24 protein-coding genes are annotated in these 25528 nt (G+C 46.9%); 16 read left to right on the top strand and 8 right to left on the bottom strand.

Features of this window, described 5'->3' with window-relative positions; genetic code table 11:
• The first annotated feature begins 30 nt into the window (after positions 1–30).
• The 5 genes from deoC (at position 31) to AC6CIF_RS16010 (ending at position 5885) form a co-directional block, all read left to right on the top strand.
• On the top strand, positions 31–681 hold the full coding sequence (gene deoC, locus AC6CIF_RS16030) for a deoxyribose-phosphate aldolase (protein ID WP_498200571.1): 651 nt from the start codon (positions 31–33) through the stop codon (positions 679–681).
• A gap of 231 nt (positions 682–912) precedes the next feature.
• Positions 913–2100 carry a NupC/NupG family nucleoside CNT transporter gene (locus tag AC6CIF_RS16025; protein ID WP_076215419.1) on the top strand — a complete coding sequence of 396 codons (1188 nt, stop codon included), beginning with the start codon at positions 913–915 and terminating at the stop codon, positions 2098–2100.
• Positions 2101–2130: 30 nt separating this feature from the next.
• Positions 2131–3309, top strand: a complete 1179-nt coding sequence (gene deoB / locus AC6CIF_RS16020; protein WP_076215417.1) for a phosphopentomutase — start codon at positions 2131–2133, stop codon at positions 3307–3309.
• A 97-nt stretch (positions 3310–3406) separates the two neighbouring features.
• Entirely contained in the window at positions 3407–4114 is a 708-nt protein-coding gene (gene deoD, locus AC6CIF_RS16015) for a purine-nucleoside phosphorylase (RefSeq protein ID WP_091019465.1), read from the top strand.
• A gap of 469 nt (positions 4115–4583) precedes the next feature.
• Positions 4584–5885, top strand: a complete 1302-nt coding sequence (locus tag AC6CIF_RS16010) for a pyrimidine-nucleoside phosphorylase (RefSeq protein ID WP_036613808.1) — start codon at positions 4584–4586, stop codon at positions 5883–5885.
• Between the two features lie 119 nt (positions 5886–6004).
• On the opposite strand, the gene AC6CIF_RS16005 is transcribed toward AC6CIF_RS16010, so the two are convergent.
• Together AC6CIF_RS16005 and AC6CIF_RS16000 are read right to left on the bottom strand one after the other, a co-directional pair.
• Complete coding sequence (locus AC6CIF_RS16005) at positions 6005–6988, bottom strand: TIGR03943 family putative permease subunit (RefSeq protein ID WP_498200404.1); 984 nt, start codon at positions 6986–6988, stop codon at positions 6005–6007.
• A gap of 82 nt (positions 6989–7070) precedes the next feature.
• Positions 7071–8105, bottom strand: coding sequence for a permease (locus AC6CIF_RS16000; protein WP_498200403.1), 1035 nt, complete (start codon positions 8103–8105; stop codon positions 7071–7073).
• Positions 8106–8376: 271 nt separating this feature from the next.
• On the opposite strand from AC6CIF_RS16000, the gene AC6CIF_RS15995 reads away from it, so the two are divergent.
• The 7 genes from AC6CIF_RS15995 (at position 8377) to AC6CIF_RS15965 (ending at position 13864) form a co-directional block, all read left to right on the top strand.
• Positions 8377–9576: a GTP-binding protein gene (locus AC6CIF_RS15995; protein WP_498200402.1), complete on the top strand. Its 1200-nt coding sequence runs from the start codon at positions 8377–8379 to the stop codon at positions 9574–9576.
• A 70-nt stretch (positions 9577–9646) separates the two neighbouring features.
• A complete protein-coding gene (gene rpmG, locus AC6CIF_RS15990; RefSeq protein ID WP_036613813.1) occupies positions 9647–9796 on the top strand; it encodes a 50S ribosomal protein L33 in 150 nt (49 codons plus the stop codon).
• Between the two features lie 49 nt (positions 9797–9845).
• Positions 9846–10553, top strand: a complete 708-nt coding sequence (locus AC6CIF_RS15985; RefSeq protein WP_498200400.1) for a metal ABC transporter ATP-binding protein — start codon at positions 9846–9848, stop codon at positions 10551–10553.
• Positions 10499–11392 (top strand): metal ABC transporter permease, encoded by an 894-nt coding sequence (locus AC6CIF_RS15980; RefSeq protein WP_498200399.1) that lies wholly within the window; start codon positions 10499–10501, stop codon positions 11390–11392. Before AC6CIF_RS15985 ends, AC6CIF_RS15980 begins: the two co-directional genes overlap by 55 nt.
• The gene (locus AC6CIF_RS15975) at positions 11379–12461 is read left to right on the top strand and encodes a metal ABC transporter substrate-binding protein (protein ID WP_498200397.1); all 1083 of its coding nucleotides are present in this window, start codon (positions 11379–11381) and stop codon (positions 12459–12461) included. Before AC6CIF_RS15980 ends, AC6CIF_RS15975 begins: the two co-directional genes overlap by 14 nt.
• Before the next feature lie 164 nt (positions 12462–12625).
• On the top strand, positions 12626–13108 hold the full coding sequence (locus AC6CIF_RS15970; protein WP_498200395.1) for a hypothetical protein: 483 nt from the start codon (positions 12626–12628) through the stop codon (positions 13106–13108).
• A 54-nt stretch (positions 13109–13162) separates the two neighbouring features.
• Positions 13163–13864 (top strand): M50 family metallopeptidase, encoded by a 702-nt coding sequence (locus AC6CIF_RS15965; RefSeq protein ID WP_498200394.1) that lies wholly within the window; start codon positions 13163–13165, stop codon positions 13862–13864.
• Between the two features lie 58 nt (positions 13865–13922).
• On the opposite strand, the gene AC6CIF_RS15960 is transcribed toward AC6CIF_RS15965, so the two are convergent.
• From AC6CIF_RS15960 to AC6CIF_RS15940, 5 genes are all read right to left on the bottom strand, one after another.
• Positions 13923–14294 carry a DUF4363 family protein gene (locus tag AC6CIF_RS15960; protein ID WP_076215394.1) on the bottom strand — a complete coding sequence of 124 codons (372 nt, stop codon included), beginning with the start codon at positions 14292–14294 and terminating at the stop codon, positions 13923–13925.
• A gap of 26 nt (positions 14295–14320) precedes the next feature.
• Positions 14321–15049, bottom strand: coding sequence for a DUF421 domain-containing protein (locus AC6CIF_RS15955; RefSeq protein ID WP_498200393.1), 729 nt, complete (start codon positions 15047–15049; stop codon positions 14321–14323).
• A gap of 212 nt (positions 15050–15261) precedes the next feature.
• Positions 15262–16125, bottom strand: a complete 864-nt coding sequence (locus AC6CIF_RS15950; protein ID WP_076215391.1) for an SDR family oxidoreductase — start codon at positions 16123–16125, stop codon at positions 15262–15264.
• The gene (uxuA, locus tag AC6CIF_RS15945) at positions 16122–17189 is read right to left on the bottom strand and encodes a mannonate dehydratase (RefSeq protein WP_036673719.1); all 1068 of its coding nucleotides are present in this window, start codon (positions 17187–17189) and stop codon (positions 16122–16124) included. The genes AC6CIF_RS15950 and uxuA overlap by 4 nt, the downstream gene beginning before the upstream one ends.
• Before the next feature lie 40 nt (positions 17190–17229).
• Entirely contained in the window at positions 17230–17907 is a 678-nt protein-coding gene (locus AC6CIF_RS15940) for a GntR family transcriptional regulator (RefSeq protein ID WP_026081054.1), read from the bottom strand.
• A gap of 272 nt (positions 17908–18179) precedes the next feature.
• Between AC6CIF_RS15940 and AC6CIF_RS15935 the strand changes: the two genes are divergently transcribed.
• Positions 18180–18482 (top strand): ArsR/SmtB family transcription factor, encoded by a 303-nt coding sequence (locus AC6CIF_RS15935; RefSeq protein WP_017688208.1) that lies wholly within the window; start codon positions 18180–18182, stop codon positions 18480–18482.
• A 90-nt stretch (positions 18483–18572) separates the two neighbouring features.
• Positions 18573–19976, top strand: coding sequence for an aldehyde dehydrogenase (locus AC6CIF_RS15930; RefSeq protein WP_076215386.1), 1404 nt, complete (start codon positions 18573–18575; stop codon positions 19974–19976).
• A gap of 34 nt (positions 19977–20010) precedes the next feature.
• On the opposite strand, the gene AC6CIF_RS15925 is transcribed toward AC6CIF_RS15930, so the two are convergent.
• Positions 20011–20922 carry an AraC family transcriptional regulator gene (locus tag AC6CIF_RS15925; RefSeq protein WP_076215383.1) on the bottom strand — a complete coding sequence of 304 codons (912 nt, stop codon included), beginning with the start codon at positions 20920–20922 and terminating at the stop codon, positions 20011–20013.
• 221 nt (positions 20923–21143) lie between these two features.
• On the opposite strand from AC6CIF_RS15925, the gene AC6CIF_RS15920 reads away from it, so the two are divergent.
• The gene (locus AC6CIF_RS15920; protein WP_076215381.1) at positions 21144–23333 is read left to right on the top strand and encodes a glycoside hydrolase family 52 protein; all 2190 of its coding nucleotides are present in this window, start codon (positions 21144–21146) and stop codon (positions 23331–23333) included.
• A complete protein-coding gene (locus AC6CIF_RS15915) occupies positions 23330–25477 on the top strand; it encodes an alpha-glucuronidase family glycosyl hydrolase (protein ID WP_498200390.1) in 2148 nt (715 codons plus the stop codon). Before AC6CIF_RS15920 ends, AC6CIF_RS15915 begins: the two co-directional genes overlap by 4 nt.
• The last annotated feature ends 51 nt before the right edge of the window (positions 25478–25528 follow it).

Below are 25528 nucleotides of genomic sequence, written 5' to 3'. Positions count from 1 at the left end.
ATTCAATTGACTACACCACAATTAGCTAAAATGATCGACCATACGTTGCTTCGTGCGGAGGCAACACAAAGTGAAATGGCCAAGTTAACCGAAGAAGCAAAGCAATATCAGTTTGCTTCCGTATGTGTTAACCCAGGTTGGGTTGCTTATGCAGCTGAGCAGTTGCAGGGTTCTGGCGTAGATATCTGCACCGTTATTGGTTTCCCTCTGGGGGCATCTACATCGGAGACAAAAGCTTTCGAAACGAAAGATGCGATTGCTAAAGGTGCAACTGAAGTCGATATGGTCATCAACATCAGTGCTTTGAAAGATGGCAAAGATGATTTCGTTGAACAAGATATTCGTGCTGTTGTTGAAGCGGCTGCGGGTAAAGCTTTGGTGAAAGTTATTATTGAAACTTGTCTGTTGACGGATGAAGAGAAAGTACGTGCTTGTCAGGCAGCTGTGAGAGCTGGAACTGATTTTGTTAAAACTTCTACAGGTTTCTCCACAGGTGGAGCAACGCCAGAAGATATCGCTTTGATGCGTCGTACGGTAGGTCCTGATGTTGGCGTTAAAGCTTCCGGTGGCGTACGTAGCCTGGAAGATATGCAGAAAATGATCGAAGCGGGTGCGACTCGGATCGGTGCAAGCTCTGGCGTGAAGATTATGCAGGGTGGTCAGTCTACATCTTCTTATTAAGCAAAAGCATCTTATCAAGAAAAAAGCTTAATAAATAAAAGTAATGTTATATTCTCTGTACTTGGGCGTTCGACTCAGGTACAGGGAATACAACTTACACTTATATTTTAAATAACGGAACTAATTGTAAGCGCTTCATAAGTTTTCTGAAAGATTACTGATAAGAATGCTTAAGAGCCCTTTGAGCTGAATTTTCACATCCGGCTTAACTACCTTCAAAGGAGAAATCAAATGAAATTTCTAATTGCCATTATCGGCTTACTCGTTGTTTTTGGACTGGCTTATATCGCAAGCAACGGCAAAAAGCAGATTCGTTACCGGCCGCTGGCTATCATGATTGTTTTGCAAGTTATACTAGCTTATGCTCTGTTGAATACAGGAGTGGGTACTTTTTTAATTGGCGGTTTCGCGACCGTATTTAAAAGTTTACTCGACTATGCGAATGAAGGTATCGCATTTGTATTTGGGGGTTTGACTACCGTAGGTGCCGAAAGCGGGGGGACACCATTTTTCCTCAGCGTATTGATGCCAATCGTTGTCATCTCTGCACTCATTGGGATACTGCAGTATATCCGAATCTTACCTTTTGTTATAAAATATATTGGTCTGGTATTAAGCAAAATCAACGGAATGGGCAGACTGGAATCATATAACGCGGTTGCTTCGGCTGTATTGGGGCAATCTGAAGTGTTCATTTCTGTGAAAAAACAAATTGGGTTGTTGCCAAAACATCGGCTGTACACCTTGTGTGCTTCGGCGATGTCCACGGTATCGATGTCGATTGTTGGTGCTTATATGACCATGATCGAGCCGAAATATGTGGTTACAGCTCTTGTACTGAACCTGTTTGGCGGATTTATCATTGCTTCGATCGTTAACCCTTATCGGGTGACGGAAGAAGAAGATATATTGGAAGTGCAGGATGAAGAGAAACAATCGTTCTTCGAAATGCTTGGCGAGTACATTCTGGATGGATTCAAAGTTGCTATCATCGTAGCTGCGATGTTAATCGGTTTTGTTGCCTTGATTGCACTTGTTAACGGAATTTTCAGCGCAGTGCTTGGCATTTCGTTCCAGGAGCTACTTGGTTATGTGTTTGCACCATTTGCCTTCATCATGGGTGTTCCATGGAAAGAAGCGATTCAGGCAGGAAGTATTATGGCAACCAAAATGGTATCCAACGAATTCGTAGCTATGCTTAATTTGAAGGAGACTGCAATGTCTGCCAGAACAACGGGTATCGTATCTGTCTTCCTCGTGTCGTTCGCCAACTTCTCCTCTATCGGTATCATTGCTGGTGCGGTGAAGGGACTCCATGAGAAGCAAGGTAATGTGGTCGCCCGCTTCGGTCTGAAGCTGCTTTACGGTGCATCGCTTGTCAGCGTGCTGTCAGCGATCATTACTGGACTGTTCTTGTAAGCTGGATTATTTGGAAGGAGTGCTTAAGTTATGTCAACATTCAAAAGAGTACATCTGGTCGTTATGGATTCTGTAGGAATCGGCGAAGCGCCGGATGCAGCAGAATTTGATGATTTTGATGTAGATACCTTCGGTCACATTGCACGTGAACGCGGAGGTCTGAAAATGCCTCACATGGCCAGTCTTGGACTGTCCAACATCAAAGAAATCGAGGGTGTCCCTGTAGCGGATGCACCTAAAGCGTACTACACCAAGATGCAGGAAGCATCCAGAGGCAAAGACACAATGACAGGTCACTGGGAGCTGATGGGTCTTTACATTGATACACCTTTCCGTGTGTTCGAGAATGGTTTTCCCGATGAGTTGATTCAGCGCATTGAAGAGAAAACGGGCCGCAAGGTGATCGGTAACAAACCGGCCAGTGGCACGGAAATTCTGGATGAGCTGGGTGCAGAGCATGTTGAAACTGGCGCGCTCATCGTGTACACATCCGCGGATTCGGTTCTGCAAATTGCAGCACATGAGGACGTTGTTCCACTGAAAGAACTGTATGAGATCTGTGAGTTCTGCCGTGAGATTACACTTGAAGATCCGTACATGCTGGGCCGCATTATTGCACGTCCATTTGTAGGAGAAGCGGGTAACTGGAAACGTACTGCGAATCGTCATGACTATGCGCTTAAGCCTTTTGGTCGTACTGTTATGAATGAACTGCAAGATAGCGGATTTGATGTGATTGCTTTGGGTAAAATCGCAGATATCTATGATGGCGAAGGTGTAACCAAGGCTGTTCGTACCGTCTCTAACATGGATGGCATGGACAAGTTGTCTGAAACGATGGATGAAGAGTTCACTGGACTCAGCTTCCTGAACCTGGTTGATTTTGATGCCCTGTACGGTCACCGTCGTGATCCACAAGGTTATGCTCAGGCACTTGAAGACTATGATGCACGGCTGCCAGAGATTTTTGCCAAAATGACTAATGATGACCTGCTGCTGATCACTGCTGACCATGGTAACGATCCAACATACCGCGGTACAGACCATACACGTGAATATGTACCACTTCTTGCCTACTCACCGCGCTTCAGCGAGGGCAAAAAGCTTGATCTGCGCAGCACATTTGCTGACCTTGGCGCAACCGTAGCTGAGAACTTTGGAGTGAAAATGCCGGAATATGGTACCAGCTTCCTGAAGGATTTGAAATAAGTTTTTCAAAAACTGGATAGGGGAGGTCGGAGTAGCTTAAGCTGCTCCGGTCCTGCCATCATAATAGACTAATTGTATAACTGGAGGAGATTCATTCATGAGTACACATATTGGAGCAAAACCCGGAGATATCGCAGAAACGATCCTTTTGCCAGGAGACCCTTTGCGCGCGAAATATATTGCAGATACGTACCTCGAAGATGTTGTATGTTACAACGAAGTTCGTGGAATGCTCGGTTACACAGGTACATATCAAGGACACCGGATTTCGGTGCAAGGTTCAGGGATGGGAATTCCGTCCTTTGCAATCTATGCTAACGAATTGATCAGCGAATATGGCGTGAAAAACCTGATTCGTGTGGGTACTTGTGGCGGTATGCAGGAGCATGTACGTGTACGTGACGTCATCCTTGCACAAGCAGCATGTACAGATTCCAGCATGAACAAACACGTATTCGGTGGATATGACTTCTCACCAATCGCTACCTTCTCCCTGCTGAAAGAAGCATATGACCGTGCAACAGCTAAAGGTATGAAGATTCACGTCGGTAACGTATTCAGCTCCGATTCTTTCTACCGCGATGACCGTTCCATCACCGAGAAGTTGATGAAACACGGCGTACTCGGCGTAGAGATGGAAACAACAGCACTGTACACTATTGCTGCCAAGTTTGGTGTTAACGCACTGACCATCCTGACGGTAAGTGACCACTTGCTGACAGGCGAAGAAACATCTGCCGAAGAACGTCAAAAAACGTTCAACGACATGATGGTAGTTGCCCTGGACACCGCAATCACACTGTAATTGTTATATTCATAATCAATTGATGTGGATCGAAACTTTTGTTTTAAGCATGGAGTGAAGGAACCGGAATCGATTCTGAAGAAGCGTTAGCGTTCGCCTTTGTCTCCGAGTTTTCTCCATTGCAAATGGAATCAAAAAAACTTGGAGACAACAGCGATCTAAGGAACGATTCGGAGCCGTAACGGTTGCTGCACAAAGTGTTTTGTAGGATGACAACAAGATTTTGTTGCATATTATATTCATAATCAATTGATGTGGATCGAAACTTTTGTTTTAAGCACGGAGTGAAGGAACCGGAATCGATTCTGAAGAAGCGTTAGCGTTCGCCTTTGTCTCCGAGTTTTCTCCATTGGCAAAATGGAATCAAAAAAACTTGGAGACAACAGCGATCGAAGGAACGATCCGGAGCCGGAACGGACAAACAACAAAGTGTTCTATACAATCAATACACACACAAGGAGAGATCATCATGAGAATGGTAGACATTATTGCCAAGAAACGCGACGGAAAAGAACTGACAACAGCTGAGATTGATTTTGTGGTTCAAGGATACACACAAGGAGAGATCCCGGACTATCAAGTCAGCGCATGGGCGATGGCAGTATTTTTCAAAGATATGACAGACAAGGAACGCGCGGATCTGACGATGTCAATGGTGAATTCCGGTGAAACGATCGACCTGTCAGCTATCGAAGGCATCAAAGTAGACAAGCACTCCACAGGAGGAGTGGGCGATACAACAACACTGGTACTTGCTCCGCTTGTTGCTGCGCTGGATGTTCCTGTTGCCAAAATGTCCGGACGTGGACTTGGTCACACGGGTGGTACAACAGACAAGTTGGAATCCGTTGCTGGTTTCCACGTAGAGCTTGAAAAAGAAGAGTTCATTCGCCTCGTAAACGAACACAAGGTTGCAGTTATTGGACAAAGTGGTAACCTTACGCCTGCAGATAAAAAGCTCTATGCACTGCGTGACGTAACAGCTACCGTTAACTCCATTCCACTGATCGCCAGCTCCATCATGAGCAAGAAAATTGCAGCAGGTGCAGATGCGATCGTATTGGATGTTAAAACGGGTGCTGGTGCATTCATGAAAACAACGGAAGATGCTAAAGAACTGGCGCATGCTATGGTAAGCATCGGTAACAATGTTGGACGTAAAACGATGGCTGTTATCTCCGATATGTCCCAACCACTGGGTCTGGCGATTGGTAACGCGCTTGAAGTGAAAGAAGCAATCCTCACCCTGCAAGGTAAAGGTCCAAAAGATCTGGAAGAACTGTGTCTGGCACTTGGACGTCAGATGGTATTCCTTGCTGGCAAGGCAGATTCCTTGGAGCACGCTGAGGAGAAATTGAAAGAAGTGATCCAGAACGGTAAAGCACTGGAGAAATTCAAAGATTTCCTGGCAAACCAAGGCGGAGACGCTTCGGTTGTAGATCATCCAGATCGTTTGCCACAAGCACAATATCTGGTTGAAGTCCCAGCAGACAAAGACGGCTATGTTGCCGGAATCGTCGCTGACGAAATCGGAACTGCAGCAATGCTGCTCGGCGCAGGCCGTGCAACAAAAGAGTCCGAGATCGATCTCGCGGTTGGTCTGATGTTGAACAAAAAAGTCGGTGACCCAGTCAAAGCGGGTGAGTCCCTCGTAACGATCCATGCCAATCGTGAAGACGTAGCAGATGTCATCGCGAAGATCAAAGAAAACATTACAATTGCGGATCATGCCGATGCTCCTGTATTGGTTCATGATATCGTAACGGAATAATAGAATCAGAGCAGACGCGATGTAATCTCATGTCTGACTTAACATGAAAGCCCCGAAGCGATGTAATCCATCGCTTTGGGGCTTTTTGTCGTTGAGGTGCAAGTTGTTACTACGAGCAACTACGGGCTCTTTATTTTCTCATACGCCATCACCGAGTCCGCATTGGTATAAATGTAAGGCGTGGATGGCTCGGCTACAGGTGTCACCTTTGTTGCCCGAATCTCAATCGTATCCTTACCGCTCACCTGTGCAGACCCGATGCTGCCATCGATTTGCACCCAACTGTCTGTAGGGAAGCTATCCGCTTCTGGGATGTGAATCATCACGCCAAAGGGAGCCGCATCAGCAGGGCAGCACATGACCAGAAATCGTCCCAGCGCAAAATGTGATTCATGATCCATACTTTTGTCCCGATAAACGAACCCGGTTAAGGAGATATCTTTGCCTGCAAATTGTCGCTGGAACATATCGATCGTGCCGAGGGTTTCAGAGAAGATCTCGGGATAGACTCGGATGACCTGTTCTGCATACAACTTCTCCGCCAGTTCAGCGAATTCACGGCTATACTCGTCTGGGGGAATGAATTGTACTTTGGTAGCCGATGCAGGCTGAACGGTCGTTGGTTTTTGTGTGTGATCTTGTACATTCAATTGCGTTGCCGGATCAGGTAAAGGCTCTTTTCGACGAATCTCGGGAGGGGCATAGGTGAGAGACATGCCTTTCTGACTGGCCATGGAGCTGCCGAGCGCCCGATCAGGTAACAGAAACCCCAGCAACAAAGGGATGGCAATCAGACCATATACCATTGAGCTACGAAGGAACCCCGAGGGCGGTGGATGTTCACAGTCGCAATGAACCTCGTTTCTGCCGAACAGTCCATGCCATGCCATGATAACGGCAATAAAAGATAAGGGAACAGGGCAGCATAACAGCAGTTTTTGCATGATAGGCGCCAAATAATAATGAAGCGAGTCACTTGAATTCAAGTGAATAATGTATAGCGCAAGACCTCCTATCCAGACCGCACGGATCAAGTTATGCCATTGGATGACGTGTGACCTTGGAACAGGAGGGTTGGTCATCGTATAGATAGTGTGGTTCATAACATCACCTCATTTCTATTAATCGTCAGGATGAAAGTTCATGGGATTAACCATTTAGGTCATGAAGTATGTTGCTCAACCGTTATACCAGTAGGTTAATCAACCACGAGCCGGCAAAAACGAGCGTAATAATTGCTAGACTTAGACCAATAACAAACCGGGTACGGAAGGTCGAGAGCAGCATCAGGGTGCTTTTGAAATCCAGCATTGGGCCAAGCACAAGGAAGGATACCAGCGGCCCCAATGCAAACGTATGTGAGAACGCAGAAGCCACAAAAGCATCTGAAGTGGAGCAGAGAGACAATACATAAGCAAATCCCATCATAAACACATAGGAGGCGACAGGACCATTGCCAAGTGAGATCAGATCGCTGCGGCTAATGAATGTCTGGATGCAGGCTGTAATCAGGGCACCGATCACCAGATATTTGCTCATATCGACAAATTCATCTCCGGCGTGAATGAAGAAGCTACGCCAGTTTTTTACATGGTTATGATCATGTACATTTGCGTGCGCGCGAGGTTGCGCCATTTTAAAACCAGGATGTGTCTTAACCTCTGGCACTACGACTTTTGGTATCCGAAGGGGATTTCGACGAACGAACACATACACAAGCATGCCTATGGAAGCTGCTACAGCAAAGGCCAGTCCCATTCGGGCAATGGTAATCTCAGGATGGGAGGGAAAGGCGAGCAAGGTTGCGGTAAATACGATGGGATTGACTACGGGACCACTCAAGATGAACGTCACTGCGATATAGGCAGGCATGCCTTTGTGCATTAACCGTCTTACTACCGGGATCATGCCACACTCACAGATGGGAAAAATAATACCGAGCAGCCCTGCGACAAGTACACCGCCGATCGGATTCTTGGGTGTAAGTCTGCGGACCATTTCTTCGGATACGAACCACTGCATGAGCGAGGACAATAACACACCCATGAGCAGAAAAGGTGCGGCTTCAAGGAAAATACCTATGAATATGGTTTTCATATTTTGCAAAGCTTCACTGTTCCATGCTTCCTTCAGGTCTGGAGCCATTGTGATCAACACGGGAACAAGAAATGCACAAGGGATCAGGAAGGACAGGAGCTTCAAATTGGCTGCCATTTTCATGAAACAGACCTCCACAACTAGGACTTTGCTAAAATATATGCTTGTACATGCAGCAACATACATCATTCCTATGTTCTAATCAACATTTTTACGATTAATCAAGATTCTTCATCATATTAGAGTTGACAACCCAAAGAAAACTGCGGTATAGTTCGGATTGATCGTCATTAATAGTAATTATTACGATTAAAGGAAGGGAGCCTATTTTTTCTCTCTCATACTCATAAAGAAGATTAGTCAATCCAACTTAAGCAGAATGGAGGAAGCAGAAATGTCAGATCAACAGGTTCAACAGCGGGTTCCAGTAACAGTACTGAGTGGATATTTGGGTGCAGGCAAGACGACACTTCTCAATCATGTGCTTCATAACCGCGAGGGGATGCGGGTTGCTGTCATCGTCAATGATCTCAGTGAGGTTAATATTGATGCAGGTTTAATACGAGATGGTGGAGGGTTATCGCGCATTGATGAGAAGCTTGTAGAGATGTCCAATGGTTGCATCTGCTGCACATTGCGGGAGGATCTGCTGAAAGAAGTCGAGCGGCTGGCTTTGGATGGTTCTTTTGACTACATATTGATTGAATCCACTGGGATTGGTGAGCCGGTACCTGTTGCGCAGACGTTTACGTATATCGACGAGGAACTCGGCATTGATTTGACGAAATTCACTCGACTCGACACGATGGTTACGGTAGTCGATGCTGCCCAGTTCTGGCGTGATTTTTATTCCAAAGAAACACTGAAGGATCGTGGACAGGAAGCGGGGGAGGACGATGTTCGTGGAATCGTTCATCTGCTGACGGATCAGGTGGAATTCTGTGATGTGCTGATTCTGAACAAATGTGATTTGGTGTCGGAGGAAGAACTTTCGAAGCTTGAGAAGGCACTACATGCCATGCAACCGGAAGCTAAGTTGATTCGCACGACACATGGGCAGATTGATCCGAGAGAGATATTGAATACGGGACGTTTTGATTTTGAAAAAGCAAGCCAGTCCGCGGGTTGGATCCGCGAATTAATGAAAGAGGAACATACCCCGGAGACTGAAGAATATGGAATTCATTCATTTGTCTATCATCGTAAACGTCCATTCCACCCAGAACGCTTACTGCGTTGGATTGCGAAATGGCCAGATAACATCGTGCGATCCAAAGGTCTGATGTGGCTGGCGACAAGAAACCATATGGCAATCTCTTTCAGTCATGCAGGCACATCGAAGCAGCTTGCGCCAGCAGGAATATGGGTAGGTGCGATGAGTGAAGAGGAAAGGCAACTTCATTTTGGCGACACGCTGCCAAGCATACCGGACTGGGAGGATGAGTGGGGTGACCGGGTAACTAAATTAGTATTCATCGGCATTGACATGGACCGGGCAGAGATTGAACGTACATTGGATGAGACTCTTCTTACGGAGGAAGAGATGTTAATGAACTGGCGTGAACTGAAAGACCCTTTTCCGGCGTGGAGTTGACAAAAGAAAATCCATAGTCTAATATCATTAAATAGTAATTATTACGATTAAATAAGAGGAGGCAACAACCATGAGAGTCATTGTAACCTTAGCCTGCACCGAGTGCGGGGACCGCAACTACACAACAACCAAGAACAAGCGTAACCATCCAGAGCGTCTGGAGATGAAGAAGTACTCCCCTCGTTTGAAGAAAATGACGATCCACCGGGAAACCAGATAAATTTTTTTGTTGTTTTTAAATCGTAATATTTACGAAAAGAGGGAAAGGCATGATACTATCCTCCATGCGTGATGTTGTATTTGGATATGGCAAAGAGCCGGTCATTGATCAACTGTCGCTGGATATCCATTTGGGAGAGTTCATAGGCATTACTGGCCCCAATGGTTCTGCCAAAACAACCCTGTTAAAGCTGCTGCTGGGGCTATTGAAGCCCTGGAGCGGCACGATACATATGAATCCGCAGTTGAAACGTGGGAACAAGTCCAATATCGGTTATGTGCCCCAGCAGGTGGCATCGTTTAATAGTGGATTTCCCAGCACGGTGAACGAACTGGTCCGATCCGGATGTTATACCAGACTGGGACTATTCCGAAGATTTACATCGGAACAGGATGCCATCGTTGAACGCAGTTTGCGTGAGGTCGGCATGTGGGAATATCGGAATACACGTGTTGGTGAGCTGTCCGGTGGACAGAAACAGCGGATCTGTATTGCCAGAGCTATGGCTGGGCAACCGCAGGTTCTGGTACTGGATGAGCCAACAACGGGAATGGACAGCCACAGCCGTGAAGGATTTTACAATCTGATGCGCCACTATGCTGATGTTCATGGGTTAACCATTATTATGGTTACTCATGGGCTGGAAGAGATGGGGAATCGATTGGATCGAACGATTACTCTGGAGCGGCAAGAAAGTGAGGAATGGCAGTGTTTGAGTACGAATTCATGCAACGTGCCTTCTGGGCAGGTGGACTGATTGGGGTCATAGCTCCGATTCTGGGTGTCTATCTGATGCTCAGGCGGCAGGTCCTTATGGCAGACACGTTATCCCATGTCTCACTCGCAGGGGTGGCGCTCGGTTCGGTCATGAATCTTAACCCGGTAATCTGCGGATTCGCCATTGCCATTATCGGTGCATTACTGGTTGAACAACTCCGGCGAAGTTACCGAACCTACAGCGAGGTACCTGTGGCGATCATCATGACTTCGGGGCTGGCTCTTGCAGTGGTATTGATGAGTCTCAAAACCAATCTGTCCAAAACATTCAGCTCATACTTATTTGGATCTATTGTCGCGGTTAGCGATATGCAGTTGTGGATGATGGCAGGGGTATGTGTCACGGGATTGCTTTTTTTCATCATTCTCCGAAGACCGCTCTATAGCTTTACGTTTGATGAAGAGACAGCTTCCATTGGAGGCGTTCAAGTGAAAGGATTATCGTTTGCATTTGCCATTCTGACAGGAATGACTGTAGCATCAGCCATGCCGATCGTCGGTGTGCTACTGGTGTCTGCTCTCATCGTATTGCCCGCTGCCTTGGCACTAAGAGTGTCTCGCAGTTTTACAGCAGCCATCATTGTCGCGGTAATTACAGGTTTAATCGGTATTTTTAGCGGACTCACAACATCTTATCATCTGAATACACCACCGGGAGGAACAATTGCACTCATCCTGTTGGTCTTCCTATTGACTGGAGTATCAGCGCAAAAGCTGATTGCACGATATAACCGCAAGCGTCACCGTAAAGAAACGAAATCACAGCACGTCATTCTGGTCAACCATTCTAGGAGGAATACATCACATGAAATTCAGTAAAAAAGCAACGCTTGGATTGTTGTTCAGTCTCACACTTATCGTCGCAGGCTGCGGACAAAAATCCGCTTCTGATGCAAATACAAGTTCTACGGGTGCTGCTAATACGGTCTCCACAGAGAATGAAGCAGCAAAATTAAACGTGCAGGTTAGTTTCTATCCCATGTACGAATTCACTAAAAATGTAGCAGGTGACCTAGCGGATGTACATACCCTCGTTCCAGCAGGAATGGAGCCTCATGATTGGGAGCCCACACCGCAAGATATTGCCAGCATTGAAAAAGCGGATGTGCTTGTATACAACGGTGCGGGTATGGAATCATGGATGGATCAGGTCACCGGAAGTCTAAGTAACGCTTCGCTCATTCAGGTGGAAGCAAGCAAGGGCATCAACCTGCTTGAGGGTGGAGAGCATGATCACCATCATGAAGATTCAGAGGCAACAGAACATGAGCACGATCATGACCATGCGAATGAAGCGACTACAGAAGAACACGACCACGATCATGATGCCGAGGCAGAAGAAGGACATGATCACGATCACGGTGGACTCGATCCCCACGTATGGCTGTCGCCTGCACTGGCTGTCAAAGAAGTACGCAATATTGAAGCAGGATTAGCGCAGGCTGCTCCAGAACACGCTGAACAGTTCAAGCAGAATGCAGATGCTTACATTGCTCAACTGGAGTCACTGGATCAGGACTTCAAGACCGCTGTGACGGATAGCAAACGCAAGGATTTCATCACCCAACACGCTGCATTTGGTTATCTGGCTAAAGAATATGATCTGCAGCAGGTACCTATTGCCGGGCTATCCCCTGAGCAGGAACCTTCAGCAGCGCAGATGGCATCCGTTATTGATTTTGCGAAAGAGCATCAGGTGAAGACGATTTTCTTCGAAACATTGGTTTCATCCAAAGTGTCTGAGACGATTGCAAGTGAAGTGGGGGCCAAGACGGCTGTATTGAACCCGATTGAGGGACTCACCGAGGAAGAAATTGCGGCGGGAATGGACTACATTAGCGTGATGAAACAGAATCTGGAGGCACTGAAACTGGCGCTGAACGAATAATAAAAGATCAATTTGATGCCTGTCACCGAAAAGGGTACAATAATACAACATGCTGAGGAATGGAGTGCCATTCCTTTGCCTTTTTGCGAAGCAGAGAGCACAGTGATGTGCTCTCTGCTTCGTTTAAGGTGACCGGATTGAGAAGAAACAGGAGGAAGCAGTAGATGAATTCAAATGAGGAACATGAAGTGCTGTTAAGTGAACAGCCCACCCATCTGTGGAGACGGCGCAAGCTGGAGCTGATGAATTGGACGGAGCGTGACAAACATACAGTATCCGCGAAGAAAACGGAGATATGGAATGGCGTTGAAGTGGATGCCGAGCTTGTGAACGCATTGTCTGTACTTCAGAATGCGGGAGTAAAGACGGAATTTTCATGTGCAGGGGTGAGTCCGCTGGATGAACCTGTCGATCATTCCCTCTATGCTTATGTTACCCTGATACAAAGTGAAGTTGCGGATCAATTCGTGCACTATGCTCTCCGTCAGATGCGGAATCGACTGCTCGTTACGCTAGAGACTGAAAAGGGCCGCTATGATCTATCTTCTTTTTTCATTGGACACAATCGGAGCTTCTGCTGGTGGATGGAGCACTGTGCCCGACAGTTTGGAAGCCGAAACGAATCGAGCGAAAAAAGCGTAGTATAAAGGATAGGCTTGTTTACTTGATTGTTTACTTGAAGGTAAAGGAGGTATACACGATTGAATAAGTGGGTCAAAACGATACTTTTTCTACTAGGCTCCGTCTTTCTTACACGATTCATCCCATTTTCGTCCTTGTTCCGTAACCTGGATACGATGATTCACGAATTCGGTCATGCACTAATGACACTGGTATTGTCCGGTAAAGTGCTGCGCATTGAATTGTACGCTGATCATAGTGGTGTAACTTACTCTTCCATGCTGACGCCAGGCAGATCGATCATGGTTTCTCTTGCGGGATATATCAGTGCATCACTGTTCGCCTGGCTGTTGTTCTACTTATACCGCAAAGGCTTGCACATGTGGGGACTCGGTATTATGACGGCTGTCGCTCTGGTGTCACTCCTGTTATATGTAAGAGGGGAGTTTGGCATGTTATGGCTGACCGGGTTCATTGTACTGAACGTTGTCATTATGATTTTTGGTGCCAAGATCGTGAAGTTCTATTATCTGTTACTGGCGTTTCTTACGCTGGAAGAGTCGGTCGTTAGTGCCGTATACGTTGGATTAATGTCTTGGACTCAGCCTTCACGGGCAGGGGATGCAGCGAATCTCGCTCAGCAGACGTTCCTTCCCGCGCTGTTCTGGGGCACGTTGTTCGCTTTGTTTGCACTGTGGTGTGCGAACAGAGCACTCGGTCTCTTTTTCCGCAAAGAAAGCACTTCGCGATCGTCACGGTCTCGGGGATTACGAAGAGCTTAACGTTGTATAGTAACACCAGAAAGCACTTCCTTTTTCGACAAAGGAGGTGCTTTTTACTTTATTTCCCCAATTCGTCCCATAAGACGTAAAAGTAATAGATTTCTTCCATGATCGCCTGATCATCCTCTGCTGCAATGCCGCCTTTGATCCGTGCTAGGACACCGAGTATATCATAGATCATCTCACGTTCCACACTGTATTGAATTCGGTTGACGATTTGATCCCAGGCCTTCATTGCATACTCAACCTGGGACTTGGCTGCCGTCCACTGTTTGCTCTCAACGTGCTTTTCCAGCTTCTGCACTGATTCGAGCAATCGATCTTGGGTACCAAATGGTTTTTTGAGATATGTTCCGCCAGCCATGATCGCTACGAATAACAAGATCAAAAAGATCGGAAGTACATATAGCAACCAGAAACGTGTTTTCATTCAACCACCTCCCGCAATGTGAACATTTAGAATGGTCCTTCATAGTCACCCATATCCACTTTCTCGTTAAAACGATCATCGAAGAGATCAATGTACAATTTGTCATTGGGTAAAATGGCAGCAAATGCAATATCCTGAATCGTTATTTTTTTCTTTTTTAACTGTTCGGTAAGCCACTGGATGTCCTTATGTCTCTCATACAGGTTCTGTTTGATCAGAACACCATCAATGATCAGTTCGGTCATCAGCTTGCTTTTCGGCGGATGCATATGCATATCTTTAGCTGTAAGAGGCTGATTCTCCGGTTTTAACACCACAGAGAGACTTCCATCGGGTTCCATGATTGCATAGTTGATTGTAGTGATATCAAATACATCCTTTTGGCGAAGCATGACGGTCAGTTCGTCGAATTTCACACGCATTTTATGCAGGTTTTGTTCCAGAATTTTGCCTTCCTGAATCACCAGGGTAGGATCGGAATCCATCAATTTGGAGAGAGTTCGATTTTTCATCGTTATGAACTGAAATATGATTGTAATGACTGTGAAAATGGTCAAGGCGACAAAATGAATCCATGCTTTAGAGGATAACTCCGTCGCAAATGTTCCTGCGATGGAACCGATGGTGATCCCGTTAATGTAATCAAAATACGTCAAGTTACCCATCTGTTGTTTGCCCAGTACCCTTGTATAGATGATCAAGGTTATAAAGGCGATAATCGACCGTACGGCAACAACCCATGTTTCTTCCATCATGTATGTATCACCTTCCTTTACTTCACTTCGCATAGTACTATAACAAGCTTTTCCTATGCTGGAGGATCTTATGCTTGAACGCAAAAAACCGAAACCTGGGTATGTATCCCAAGCTTCGGTCTCTAAAATTCTCTATATTAGTTGAACTGATTATTTACACGTAACGGAGAGGAAAGAAAAAACTTTCATCGGAGTGTCTGTGTAAGAAATCGTTAAACACCGGAATAGGCCATAAATCCGCCATCTACCGGAATGACTGTACCAGTGACAAAGCCGGACTGTCTTTCATCCGCAAGCCACATCAATGTACCAAGCAGGTCTTCCGGCTTGCCAAAGCGGCGCATGGGTGTATGAGCAATAATTTTACTGGAACGTTCCGTTGGTGAGCCGTCTGGTTGCAGTAATAAATTACGGTTTTGCTCGGTCAGGAAGAACCCGGGTGCAATAGCATTGACACGAATTCCGGATTCGGCCAGATGCACGGCGAGCCACTGCGTGAAGTTGTTAATGGCTGCCTTCGCAGCGCTGTACGCTGGAACTTTGGTCATGGGCGATGGGGCACTCATGGAAGAAATGTTTATGACAGTAGCGGGAACATCGCGCTCTATCATATGTTTTGCAAAGATCTGAGTGGGGATGAGAGAACCGACAAAATTCAGATCCATCACTTGACGAAATCCCTCTACACTTACATCGAAAAATGTAGTGACATCGCTCTTTTCCAGATCTTCCAATCTAAAAATTTCATTTGTGGTGTTGGCACTGGCATTATTGCCACCCGCGCCATTGATCAGAATATCACATGGTCCAAGCTGTTCCAGCACCGCATCTGCCGCAGCTTGCACACTATCGGCCTGGGTTACGTCACAGGCAATAGCAATCGCTCTGCCACCCGCAGCTTCAATCGCAGCTACAACTTCCTGTCCCTTGGACACCGTGCGGTTCAGGATGGCTACACTTGCACCGTGCCGAGCGAGTTCTTCCGCCATGGAGCGGCATAATACTCCAGCACCTCCGGTGATTACAGCCGTTCTGCCTTCGAGACGAGATGAGCGTTCATATTGGTGTTCACTCATGCTTTTGCCCTCCTTTGCAGGGAATCCCAGACGCCCCAGAGATACATGATCCCCAAAGCCCGGTCATAGAGTCCATAACCAGGTCGGCACTGTTCTCCCCAGAGATGACGACCGTGGTCGGGTCTTGCATAACCTTCATAACCGATATCGTGATAAGCCTCAACAACCCCTGCAATATCAACACTGCCATCCTGACTGCGATGTGAGGTTTCAATAAAGTCGCCATTATCGTAGATTTTTACATTACGAATGTGGGCAAATGGAATCCGATCCTTGAACTCGTGTATCATCCCGATGATGTCATTATCGGCATTCGCTCCCAAAGAGCCGCTGCATAACGTCACGCTATTGTAAGGGCTATCATAAAGATTCAAATATTTCCGAACATTCTCCTGACTTGTAATAATCTTTGGTAATCCAAAGATTGGCCATGGCGGGTCATCCGGATGGATGGCCATTCGAATCCCCAGCCGTTCGGCTGTAGGCATAATCTCTTGCAAGAAATAACGTGCGTGCTCCCACATATGATCCTCGGTTACATCCTTGTAGGCTTCGAACAGACCTGTTAAATACTGCAATCGTTCTGGTTCCCAACCTGGCATGGTGAGTGCGGAGTTTTCCGTAATGCGTCGAACGAGTTCTAGAGGTTCTATATCTGCGAGTTTACTGTGCTCATAGAAGAGGGCCGTTGAGCCATCCTCCATTTCCTTGTGCATATCCGTGCGAAGCCAGTCGAAGATCGGCATAAAGTTGTAACAGATGACCTTCACACCAACTTGAGCCAGTTTCTCCATTGTTTTAATATAGTTCGCAATGTATTTATCCCTTGATGGCAGGCCTAACTTGATATCCTCATGGATGTTCACACTCTCAACGACATCCAGATGTAACCCGGCCTTGTCCGCTGCTGTTTTGACAGCGAGTATTTTGTCCATCGGCCATTCCTCACCAGCTGGAACATCGTGCAGTGCCCACACAATACCTTCAACACCCGGAATCTGCCGGATATGATCCAGCGTTACCGTATCATTACCTTCGCCGAACCAGCGAAAAACCATTCTCATCACGTTCACCTCATCATGAATAGTAGGAAGAAAAATTCAGTCATTGAAAATAGGACGGATATGTATCCTGCAGGACAGCCAAATCGGTGACAGTTAAATGCAAATGTTCCTGCATCAGTCGCTCTGCTGTGTCGGCATCATGCTGCTGAATGGCCTTGACCATAGACCGGTGCTGTTCAATCAGGTGATCCCACTGGTGGTCCGAGGACAGGCGTAACATGCGACTTCGATTCAAATGTACATTCATCTGCTGGATAACAGTCCAGGTGTTGCTTTTGTTGCAGCCTGCAAAAAGAGTGCTATGGAATTCCTCATCCAATTGGAACATTCGTTCATCATCCGGTTTGACCCTGCATTCCTGTTGCCACGCAAGGTTCTGTTCAAGAGCTACCATCTGTTCGTTCGGAAAGTTCTCGCAGGCGAGCCTGATTACGGCTCGTTCGAGCTGTTCACGCATGAACCGTGCTTCCTCAACGAGATCGACCTGAATCAGAGAGACGTATGTGCCACGCTGTGGATACACTTCCAGCAGACCTTCCTGTGCAAGCCTTACAAAACTTTCTCGAACAGGTGTCCGGCTGACCTGGAACTCCAGCGAAATTTCCTTCTCAGAAATAGCTGTTCCCGGAGGCATTTTCAAACTCAAAATGAGTTGTTTCAGCGTGAAGTAAACGACATCTCGCGTTGAGTAAGACTGCTTATTATTCATGGAAGACATATTGCTCGCAACAGGTAACAAACCGGCTTTGGATGATAACTTTGGGGTATATTCCACAACTTCAACTCCTTCAATGACATACTACCATACTTGTATGGTAGTATGGAAGCGCTTTATAAGTATTATATTAAATTTAGTTGATGGTTCACTTGCAGTTCAAGTAATTAAAGAGTACAATTCAGTCATTAGGTTCGAATGTTTAAACCAACAGACACCAAACGGAGAAAATAGACGTAGAAATAATGAAGAAGAAATAGTATAGAGGTGAAACCGTGGGACAAAAAGCAATTAGCGTTTTTCAAACCTGTATTCCGTTATTTCAGGTGTTAAGTGACAACCATCGTCAATCCATTTTGCTGACACTTACCGAGAAGGGCAGAATGACGGTAAATGAAATTACCGAACAATCCAGCCTATCCCGCCCAGCCATATCTCATCATCTCAAGCTGTTGTTAGAGAAGGGACTTATATCTGTGGAACAGAAGGGGACACAGCGCTATTATTCGGCTTCATTGAATGCATCGGTGGAACTGCTGAAGGAACTGGTAGCTGCTTTGGAAGAAGAGTGTCTGTAGAGTAATAGTGATCAAACATGCTTTTGCATGTGTCTTATAGGTTCGTAAGTTTAAACGCTTGATCAATAATGAATAGAGGAGTATGTATATATGACAACGACGATACAGGAAGTAACCAGTCAGGAAGTTGAACAGATCTTGGAGCAGCAACGACAGTTCTTTCGTTCCGGGGCAACACGATCGGCAGAAGCTCGAATTGCCCGTCTGACCCAACTGAAGCAGGCCATTCAAAAGTACGAATCCAGACTGACAGAAGCTCTCTATCAGGATTTGGGCAAAAGTGAGTTCGAATCCTACACAACCGAGATCGGATTTATGATGGATAGCATCACACACACCATTCGTAAAGTGAATAAATGGGTGAAACCCGTTAAAGTGAAAACGCAAATGGCACTCCTTGGTTCGAAAAGTTATATCATACCCGAACCCTACGGGGCGGTTCTAATTATCGGACCGTTTAATTATCCTTTTCAACTCTTAATCGAACCATTGGTTGGTGCGATTGCAGCAGGTAACACAGCCGTGCTCAAAGCGTCAGAGAATACACCTGCGGTGTCCGCTGTTGTACGTGAAATGATTGCGAGCGTGTTCGAACCGGCATACGTACAAGTGCTTGATGGTGCAAAAGATACAACGACAGCGCTGATTAACGCGCCATTCGACTATATCTTTTTTACAGGCAGTGTACCGGTAGGCAAGATTGTGATGGAGGCAGCTGCCAAAAATCTCGTTCCCGTTACGTTAGAACTTGGAGGCAAGAGCCCTGTCATCGTGGATGAACAGGCGGATATCAAAGTAGCAGCTGAGCGCATTATATGGGGCAAACTGCTCAATACAGGACAGACCTGTATCGCACCCGATTATTTACTTGTGCATGAGCGCGTGAAGGAAGCGTTAATTACAGAGATGAAGGCAGCAATCGTGTCTTTCTTTGGTTCGGATATCCAGCACAACAAGGACTATGGGCGAATCGTGAACAAGGGACATTTTAAACGTCTGACAACTCTGATTGAACGGGATCACGCCAAAGTGATCTATGGGGGAGCTTCGGATGAGGAAGATCGCTTCATTGAACCTACGCTGATTGATGCGGAGTCCTGGGAAGCAGCAACGATGGAAGATGAGATTTTTGGACCGATTCTGCCGATCATTAGCTACCGTAATCTCGATGAAGCCATTGTAGAAATCGTCAAGCGGCCGAAACCACTCGCCTTGTATCTGTTTACTTCCGACACCCAGATTCAGGACAAAGTGCTGCGTGAAGTTTCTTTTGGAGGCGGCTGCATTAACGACACCATCACGCATGTTGCTAATCCGCGTCTGCCGTTTGGTGGTGTTGGTCATTCGGGTGTTGGTTCGTATCATGGGCAGTACAGCTTCGAAACCTTCTCTCATCTCAAAAGTGTACTGAAAAAAAGCACCAAATTGAATCTGCCGATTCTGTATCCACCGTATGATAACAAGCTGAAGTTGATTAAGCGTTTGTTGAAATAAAAAATAAGAAAGACAAACAGCCTGCTACTGGACTTCATTCCAGAGCAGGCTGTTCCTGTCGGTAACGGGATGGTGACATGCCGGACCAGCGCTTGAACTGACGACTGAAATGGGCGATATCCTTATAACCAAGCATGACGGCAATATTTTGAACGGACAGCTTCGGATTGCCCAGAAGAAGCTTCGCTTCATGCAAAACCAACTGGGACAATACAGCACGTGGAGACTGACCGAACACCTCCTTAAACACTCGATTACAGTGAGAAGAACTGATGCCCAGCTCTGCTGCTATATCATCAATGCCATAGTGACCGTTGGACTTGTGTCCCTGTTTGAATTGCTGACTCATCAGGCCTTGCAATCGATTACGAATCTGGTGGGCGAGTTCGATCTTCTCGTGTCCGTCGGTAAACCATTGCGCTGCCTCTTGCGAGACCGCCTCCCACAGATGGCCAAATAGTTCAAATACCGCAGATTGCAACTGCATGCGCTGCACCATTGTACTTGCTACTTCATCATCCGCAGATGACATCAATTTGCGCAAAACAGGCTCGATCTGCTGCGTAACCGGACTATCTGCACTGAATCGTACTTGTTTGATGCGCGCAAGCAACGATAGGAACAACTGATCATCAATGTCAAAATGCATGCAAAAATACGTGAATCCCTTGCCGTTATGGCTCTGGCTGGAATGAATACTTCCCGGAGGAATCAGGAGTAGTTCGCCAGCCTTTTGAATATATAGGGTGCCGTTCACCATCATGCGTTGCTCGCCTTCCGTGACATAATTCAATTCATATTGAGGGTGCTCATGCGCCGGATAATCCCAGTCCGTACCGACACTTCGTAAATGAATGGCGAACAGATTAACCGTTGTTTGCACATCTGGATAAAAAACTTCATGGACACTTTCTCCCAAAGTAGGAGGCAAATACGTTGAAGACATGGAAGATCCTCCTTTATTTAGAGGTTGTTCAAAAAGTGCGATTTTGAACATGCACTTATATCAAATGGAATGTTTTTGTGTAACCGCTTTAATTCATTATAGTCTATCAGCTTGATTTGGGTAAATATCCGATTGATTTGATCATGGTCGGAGGTGGAACCACGTGTTAGGATGGGGCTAATGAAAACGTATGCATACCATTCTGAGAGGGGTTATGATTCATGAGCACATTCAAATCCATCTTTTATAATGCACATCACGCACCGATTGGTGCTTTTGCGAGTTTTACACTGGGTTACAAAGGAGCCAAAGGCGGGCTGGGTCTTGAACTCGGCAAGCCGGCTGACCAGAATGTATATATTGGATTACAATCTCGCGATGGCGACAATTATCAGGCGCTTCCTTTTTATGAAGCTTCCGAGGATGAGAGCAGCCGCTATGATGTAGAGAAGTTGGAAAATGGGGACCCGGCGTCGACAACAGCGACCAAAGTTCCACAACCTCTTATTACGGCTTTTCGCGATGAAGATATTACGCGTGAATTTACCTCAGGTACGGATACGTGGACTGCTGGAGATCTGACGTTCCGTATCTACTCGCCTGTACGTCCAGTACCTGATCCAACGAATGGGGATCGTGAAGAATTAATGGATGCACTCGTACCTGCCGTATTGGTTGAGATGACAATTGATAATACGGAAGGTCAACAATCCCGCAAAGCCTACTTTGGTTATCAGGGCAATGATCCGTACTCTGCGATGCGTCTGATTGGGGGACCGGAAGGTGGCTCCATCACAGGTGTGGGACAAGGTCGACTTACAGCGATTATGTCAGCAGATGACGGACTGTGGCCCGCACGCGGATTTACGCTGGAGAAACTGTTGCAGGAGAAACATCAGGAGAATCTGGCATTTGGACTTGGTTCAACAGCTGCACTACTGATGGAGGTTCCGGCTGGAGAGAAACGTACGTATCAATTCGCAGTATGTTTCTATCGCGGGGGCATTGTGACGACAGGAATGGACACAACGTATTGGTATACGCGGTACTTCTCCGATATTCAGGCTGCAGGAGAGTATGCACTTCAACGCTTCAGTGAGTTGACTGCATCCTGTGGAGAGGTTGAACAACGCCTTGGATCGGCTGCTTTGACCGAAGATCAATCATTCATGCTTGCTCATTCCATTCACAGCTATTATGCCAGTACTCAACTGCTGGATGCCGATGGTGAGCCACTCTGGGTGGTGAACGAAGGGGAGTATCGGATGATGAACACACTTGATCTGACGGCTGATCAGTTGTACTTCGAGCTTGCCTTGAATCCATGGACGGTGCGTAATGAGCTGGAGTGGTTTGTGAAACGATACAGTTATACGGATCAGGTTCGTTTCCCGGGGGAAGAGAAGTTATATCCGGGCGGAATTACCTTTACCCATGATATTGGTGTTGCCAATGTGTTCTCACGCCCTGGACACTCGGCATATGAGCTGGTTGGCATTGACGACTGTTTCTCACAGATGAGCCACGAGGAACTGGTGAACTGGCTCTGCTGCGCGACAGTATACATTGAACAGACACAGGATCAAGCTTTTGTGAAAAACATGTTGCCTGTTATCCAGGATTGCTTCGAAAGCATGCTTAATCGTGACCATCCCGACGCAGAGCAGCGTAACGGTCTGATGGGTCTGGATAGCAGCCGCACCCAAGGTGGAGCGGAGATTACAACTTACGATAGCCTGGATGTGTCACTTGGTCAGTCTCGCAATAATATCTATCTGGCGGGTAAATGTTGGGCGGTCTATGTTGCATTGGAGAAGCTGTTCGCAACTGAGAAGTTGGCCGATCTGTCCCATCAAGCAGGGCTTCAAGCGGATCGCTGCGCTGCCAGTATTGCTGCACAGTTGACTGATGGCGGCTACATTCCAGCTGTTATTGCAGAAAATAATGATTCTCGAATCATTCCGGCGATTGAAGGTTTGGTGTTCCCGTACTTTACAGGCTGTGAAGCAGCACTGGATGTCAATGGTCGTTTTGGACCTTATCTGAAAGCACTCCAAACTCATCTGAACACGGTTCTTGTACCGGCAACATGTCTGTTCGAAGATGGGGGCTGGAAACTGTCCTCAACAAGCAATAACTCGTGGCTGAGCAAAATCTATTTGTCCCAGTTTATCGCTAGAGAGCTGCTGGGTGTGGAATGGAATGAGACAGGCAAGGCAGCAGACGCGGCTCATGTCAACTGGCTTCTGCATCCGGAGGAATCCTACTGGTGCTGGAGTGACCAGATCCTGTCTGGTGTGGCGGTTGGCAGCAAGTACTATCCGCGTGGTGTAACGTCGATTCTATGGCTACTCGAAGGAAAAGGGAATCGCCTTGCGCAGATCTATGCGAGCAAGGAGGCGGTACAATGAGCCAATCCGTCGTTCAATCTGTCTTGTCGGGTCCACAGTACGATGCGTGGCTGGGGTATCACTCTGAATTGCCAGAAGCGAATGGACTTGCTCAAAAGACGGCTCCTGCGTGGAGCAAGCTGATATTGGTGGGAGAGGACCATGGAGTGATCACAACAGCTCTGACCGAACTTTCACGGGGACTGGAAAGGTTATATGGCGTGAAACCGTCGGTCAGTCATCTGTCTGATACTCAGGAAAGTGAACGGGACAATCATGCTTCCGCTCCCGCAATACAAATCGGCACTTGGACAGGGAGCGATACCGTGGCCGGGTTGTTCAGCGAGACAGAGCGTTCAACTGTTCAAGGAGAAGGGTACATCATTCGTGAGAACGAGACCGAGGGTGTGCTGGTCATTGGATCAGAGACCCCCCAAGGTGTGCTCTATGGTGCATTCCATCTGCTTCGAGAGTTGACAATGGATCAAGGAAGTGCACATGAGGCGGATAGCGCTGTGAAGAAGTGGAGCTTCATTACAGAGCAGCCAACGAATGCGCTACGGATGATTAATCAGTGGGATAACGTGGACGGCAGCATTGAGCGTGGTTACGCAGGAGAATCCATTTTCTATGATAACGGGGAATTCACGCTGGACTTGGGACGCATCCGGGATTACGCACGTTTGCTCGCTTCCACGGGAATCAATGCCATATCGATCAACAACGTCAATGTTCACCGCCGTGAGAGTCTGTTTCTGACAGAACGTTATCTTAGTGATGTGGCGAAGGTTGCCGCTGAATTCAGAGCGTATGGTATTCGATTGTTCCTGAGCGCCAACTACGCAAGTCCAATTGAGATTGGTGGTTTACGTACGGCTGATCCGCTGGATGCGCAGGTACGGGAATGGTGGAACATTCAAACGGCCAAGGTGTACGCAGCGATTCCGGATTTTGGCGGTTACCTGATCAAGGCAGACTCCGAGAATCGTCCGGGACCGTTCACGTATAACCGTGATCATGCCGATGGTGCGAACATGCTGGCTGAAGCCCTTCGGCCATTCGGTGGATTGGTCATCTGGCGTTGCTTTGTCTATAACTGCAAGCAGGACTGGCGGGATCGTTCCACTGACCGTGCACGTGCAGCTTATGACCACTTTACGCCGCTGGACGGGCGTTTTGCCGAAAATGTCATTTTGCAGATCAAAAACGGGCCGATGGACTTTCAGGTGAGAGAGGCGGTATCCCCGCTGTTTGGTGCCATGGAAAATACAAATCAGGTGATTGAATTTCAGATTACACAGGAGTATACCGGGCAACAACGTCATCTCTGTTATCTGGTTCCTCAGTGGAAAGAAGTATTGGACTTTGACACATATGCCAAAGGCGAAGGTTCAGAGATCAAGCGAATCGCGGACGGTTCTCTGTATAAACGACCATACAGTGGCTTCGCCGCAGTATCCAATATTGGTGCAGATGCCTGTTGGACAGGACATCCACTCGCGCAGGCGAATCTATATGGATATGGAAGACTTGCGTGGAACCCGGAGCTGTCCGCGGAAGAGATTGCTGATGAGTGGGTGAGACTCACATTTGGACATGAAGACGAAGTTGTGCGGCAGGTTACGGGCATGCTTTTGACTTCACTAGATATCTATGAGAATTATACGGCGCCTCTCGGTGTAGGCTGGATGGTTAACCCGGAACATCATTACGGGCCGAATGTAGATGGATACGAGTATTCCAAATGGGGAACGTATCACTTTGCCGATTGTCATGGCATTGGTGTAGATCGCACCGTGAACAGCGGCACAGGATACACTTCACAGTATCACCCTGAGAATGCTGATCGTTATGAGTCCGTAGACACCTGTCCGGATGAGCTGATCTTATTTTTCCATCACGTGCCGTACACCCATGTTCTGCATTCTGGTAAAACGGTCATTCAGCATATTTATGATACACACTTTGAAGGTGTTGTGCAGGCAGAGGCGTTAGCCGAGATATGGAGACAGCTGGAGGGCAAAATCGACCCGGTTATTTTCAGCAAAGTTGCTTCATTACAGGACAACCAGGCCGAACATGCCAAGGAATGGCGGGACATGATCAATACGTACTTCTATCGCAAGAGCGGCATTGCGGATGAACAAGGTCGAACAATCTATTGAGTGGAATTGGGAATGCGGATGAACTTGGTGTTATGAAGAAAAAAGATACCT

The organism is Paenibacillus sp. GQ49 (assembly GCF_059759055.1).
The sequence above is the reverse complement of the archived record's forward strand: the minus strand, read 5'-3'. Positions and strand labels throughout refer to the sequence as shown.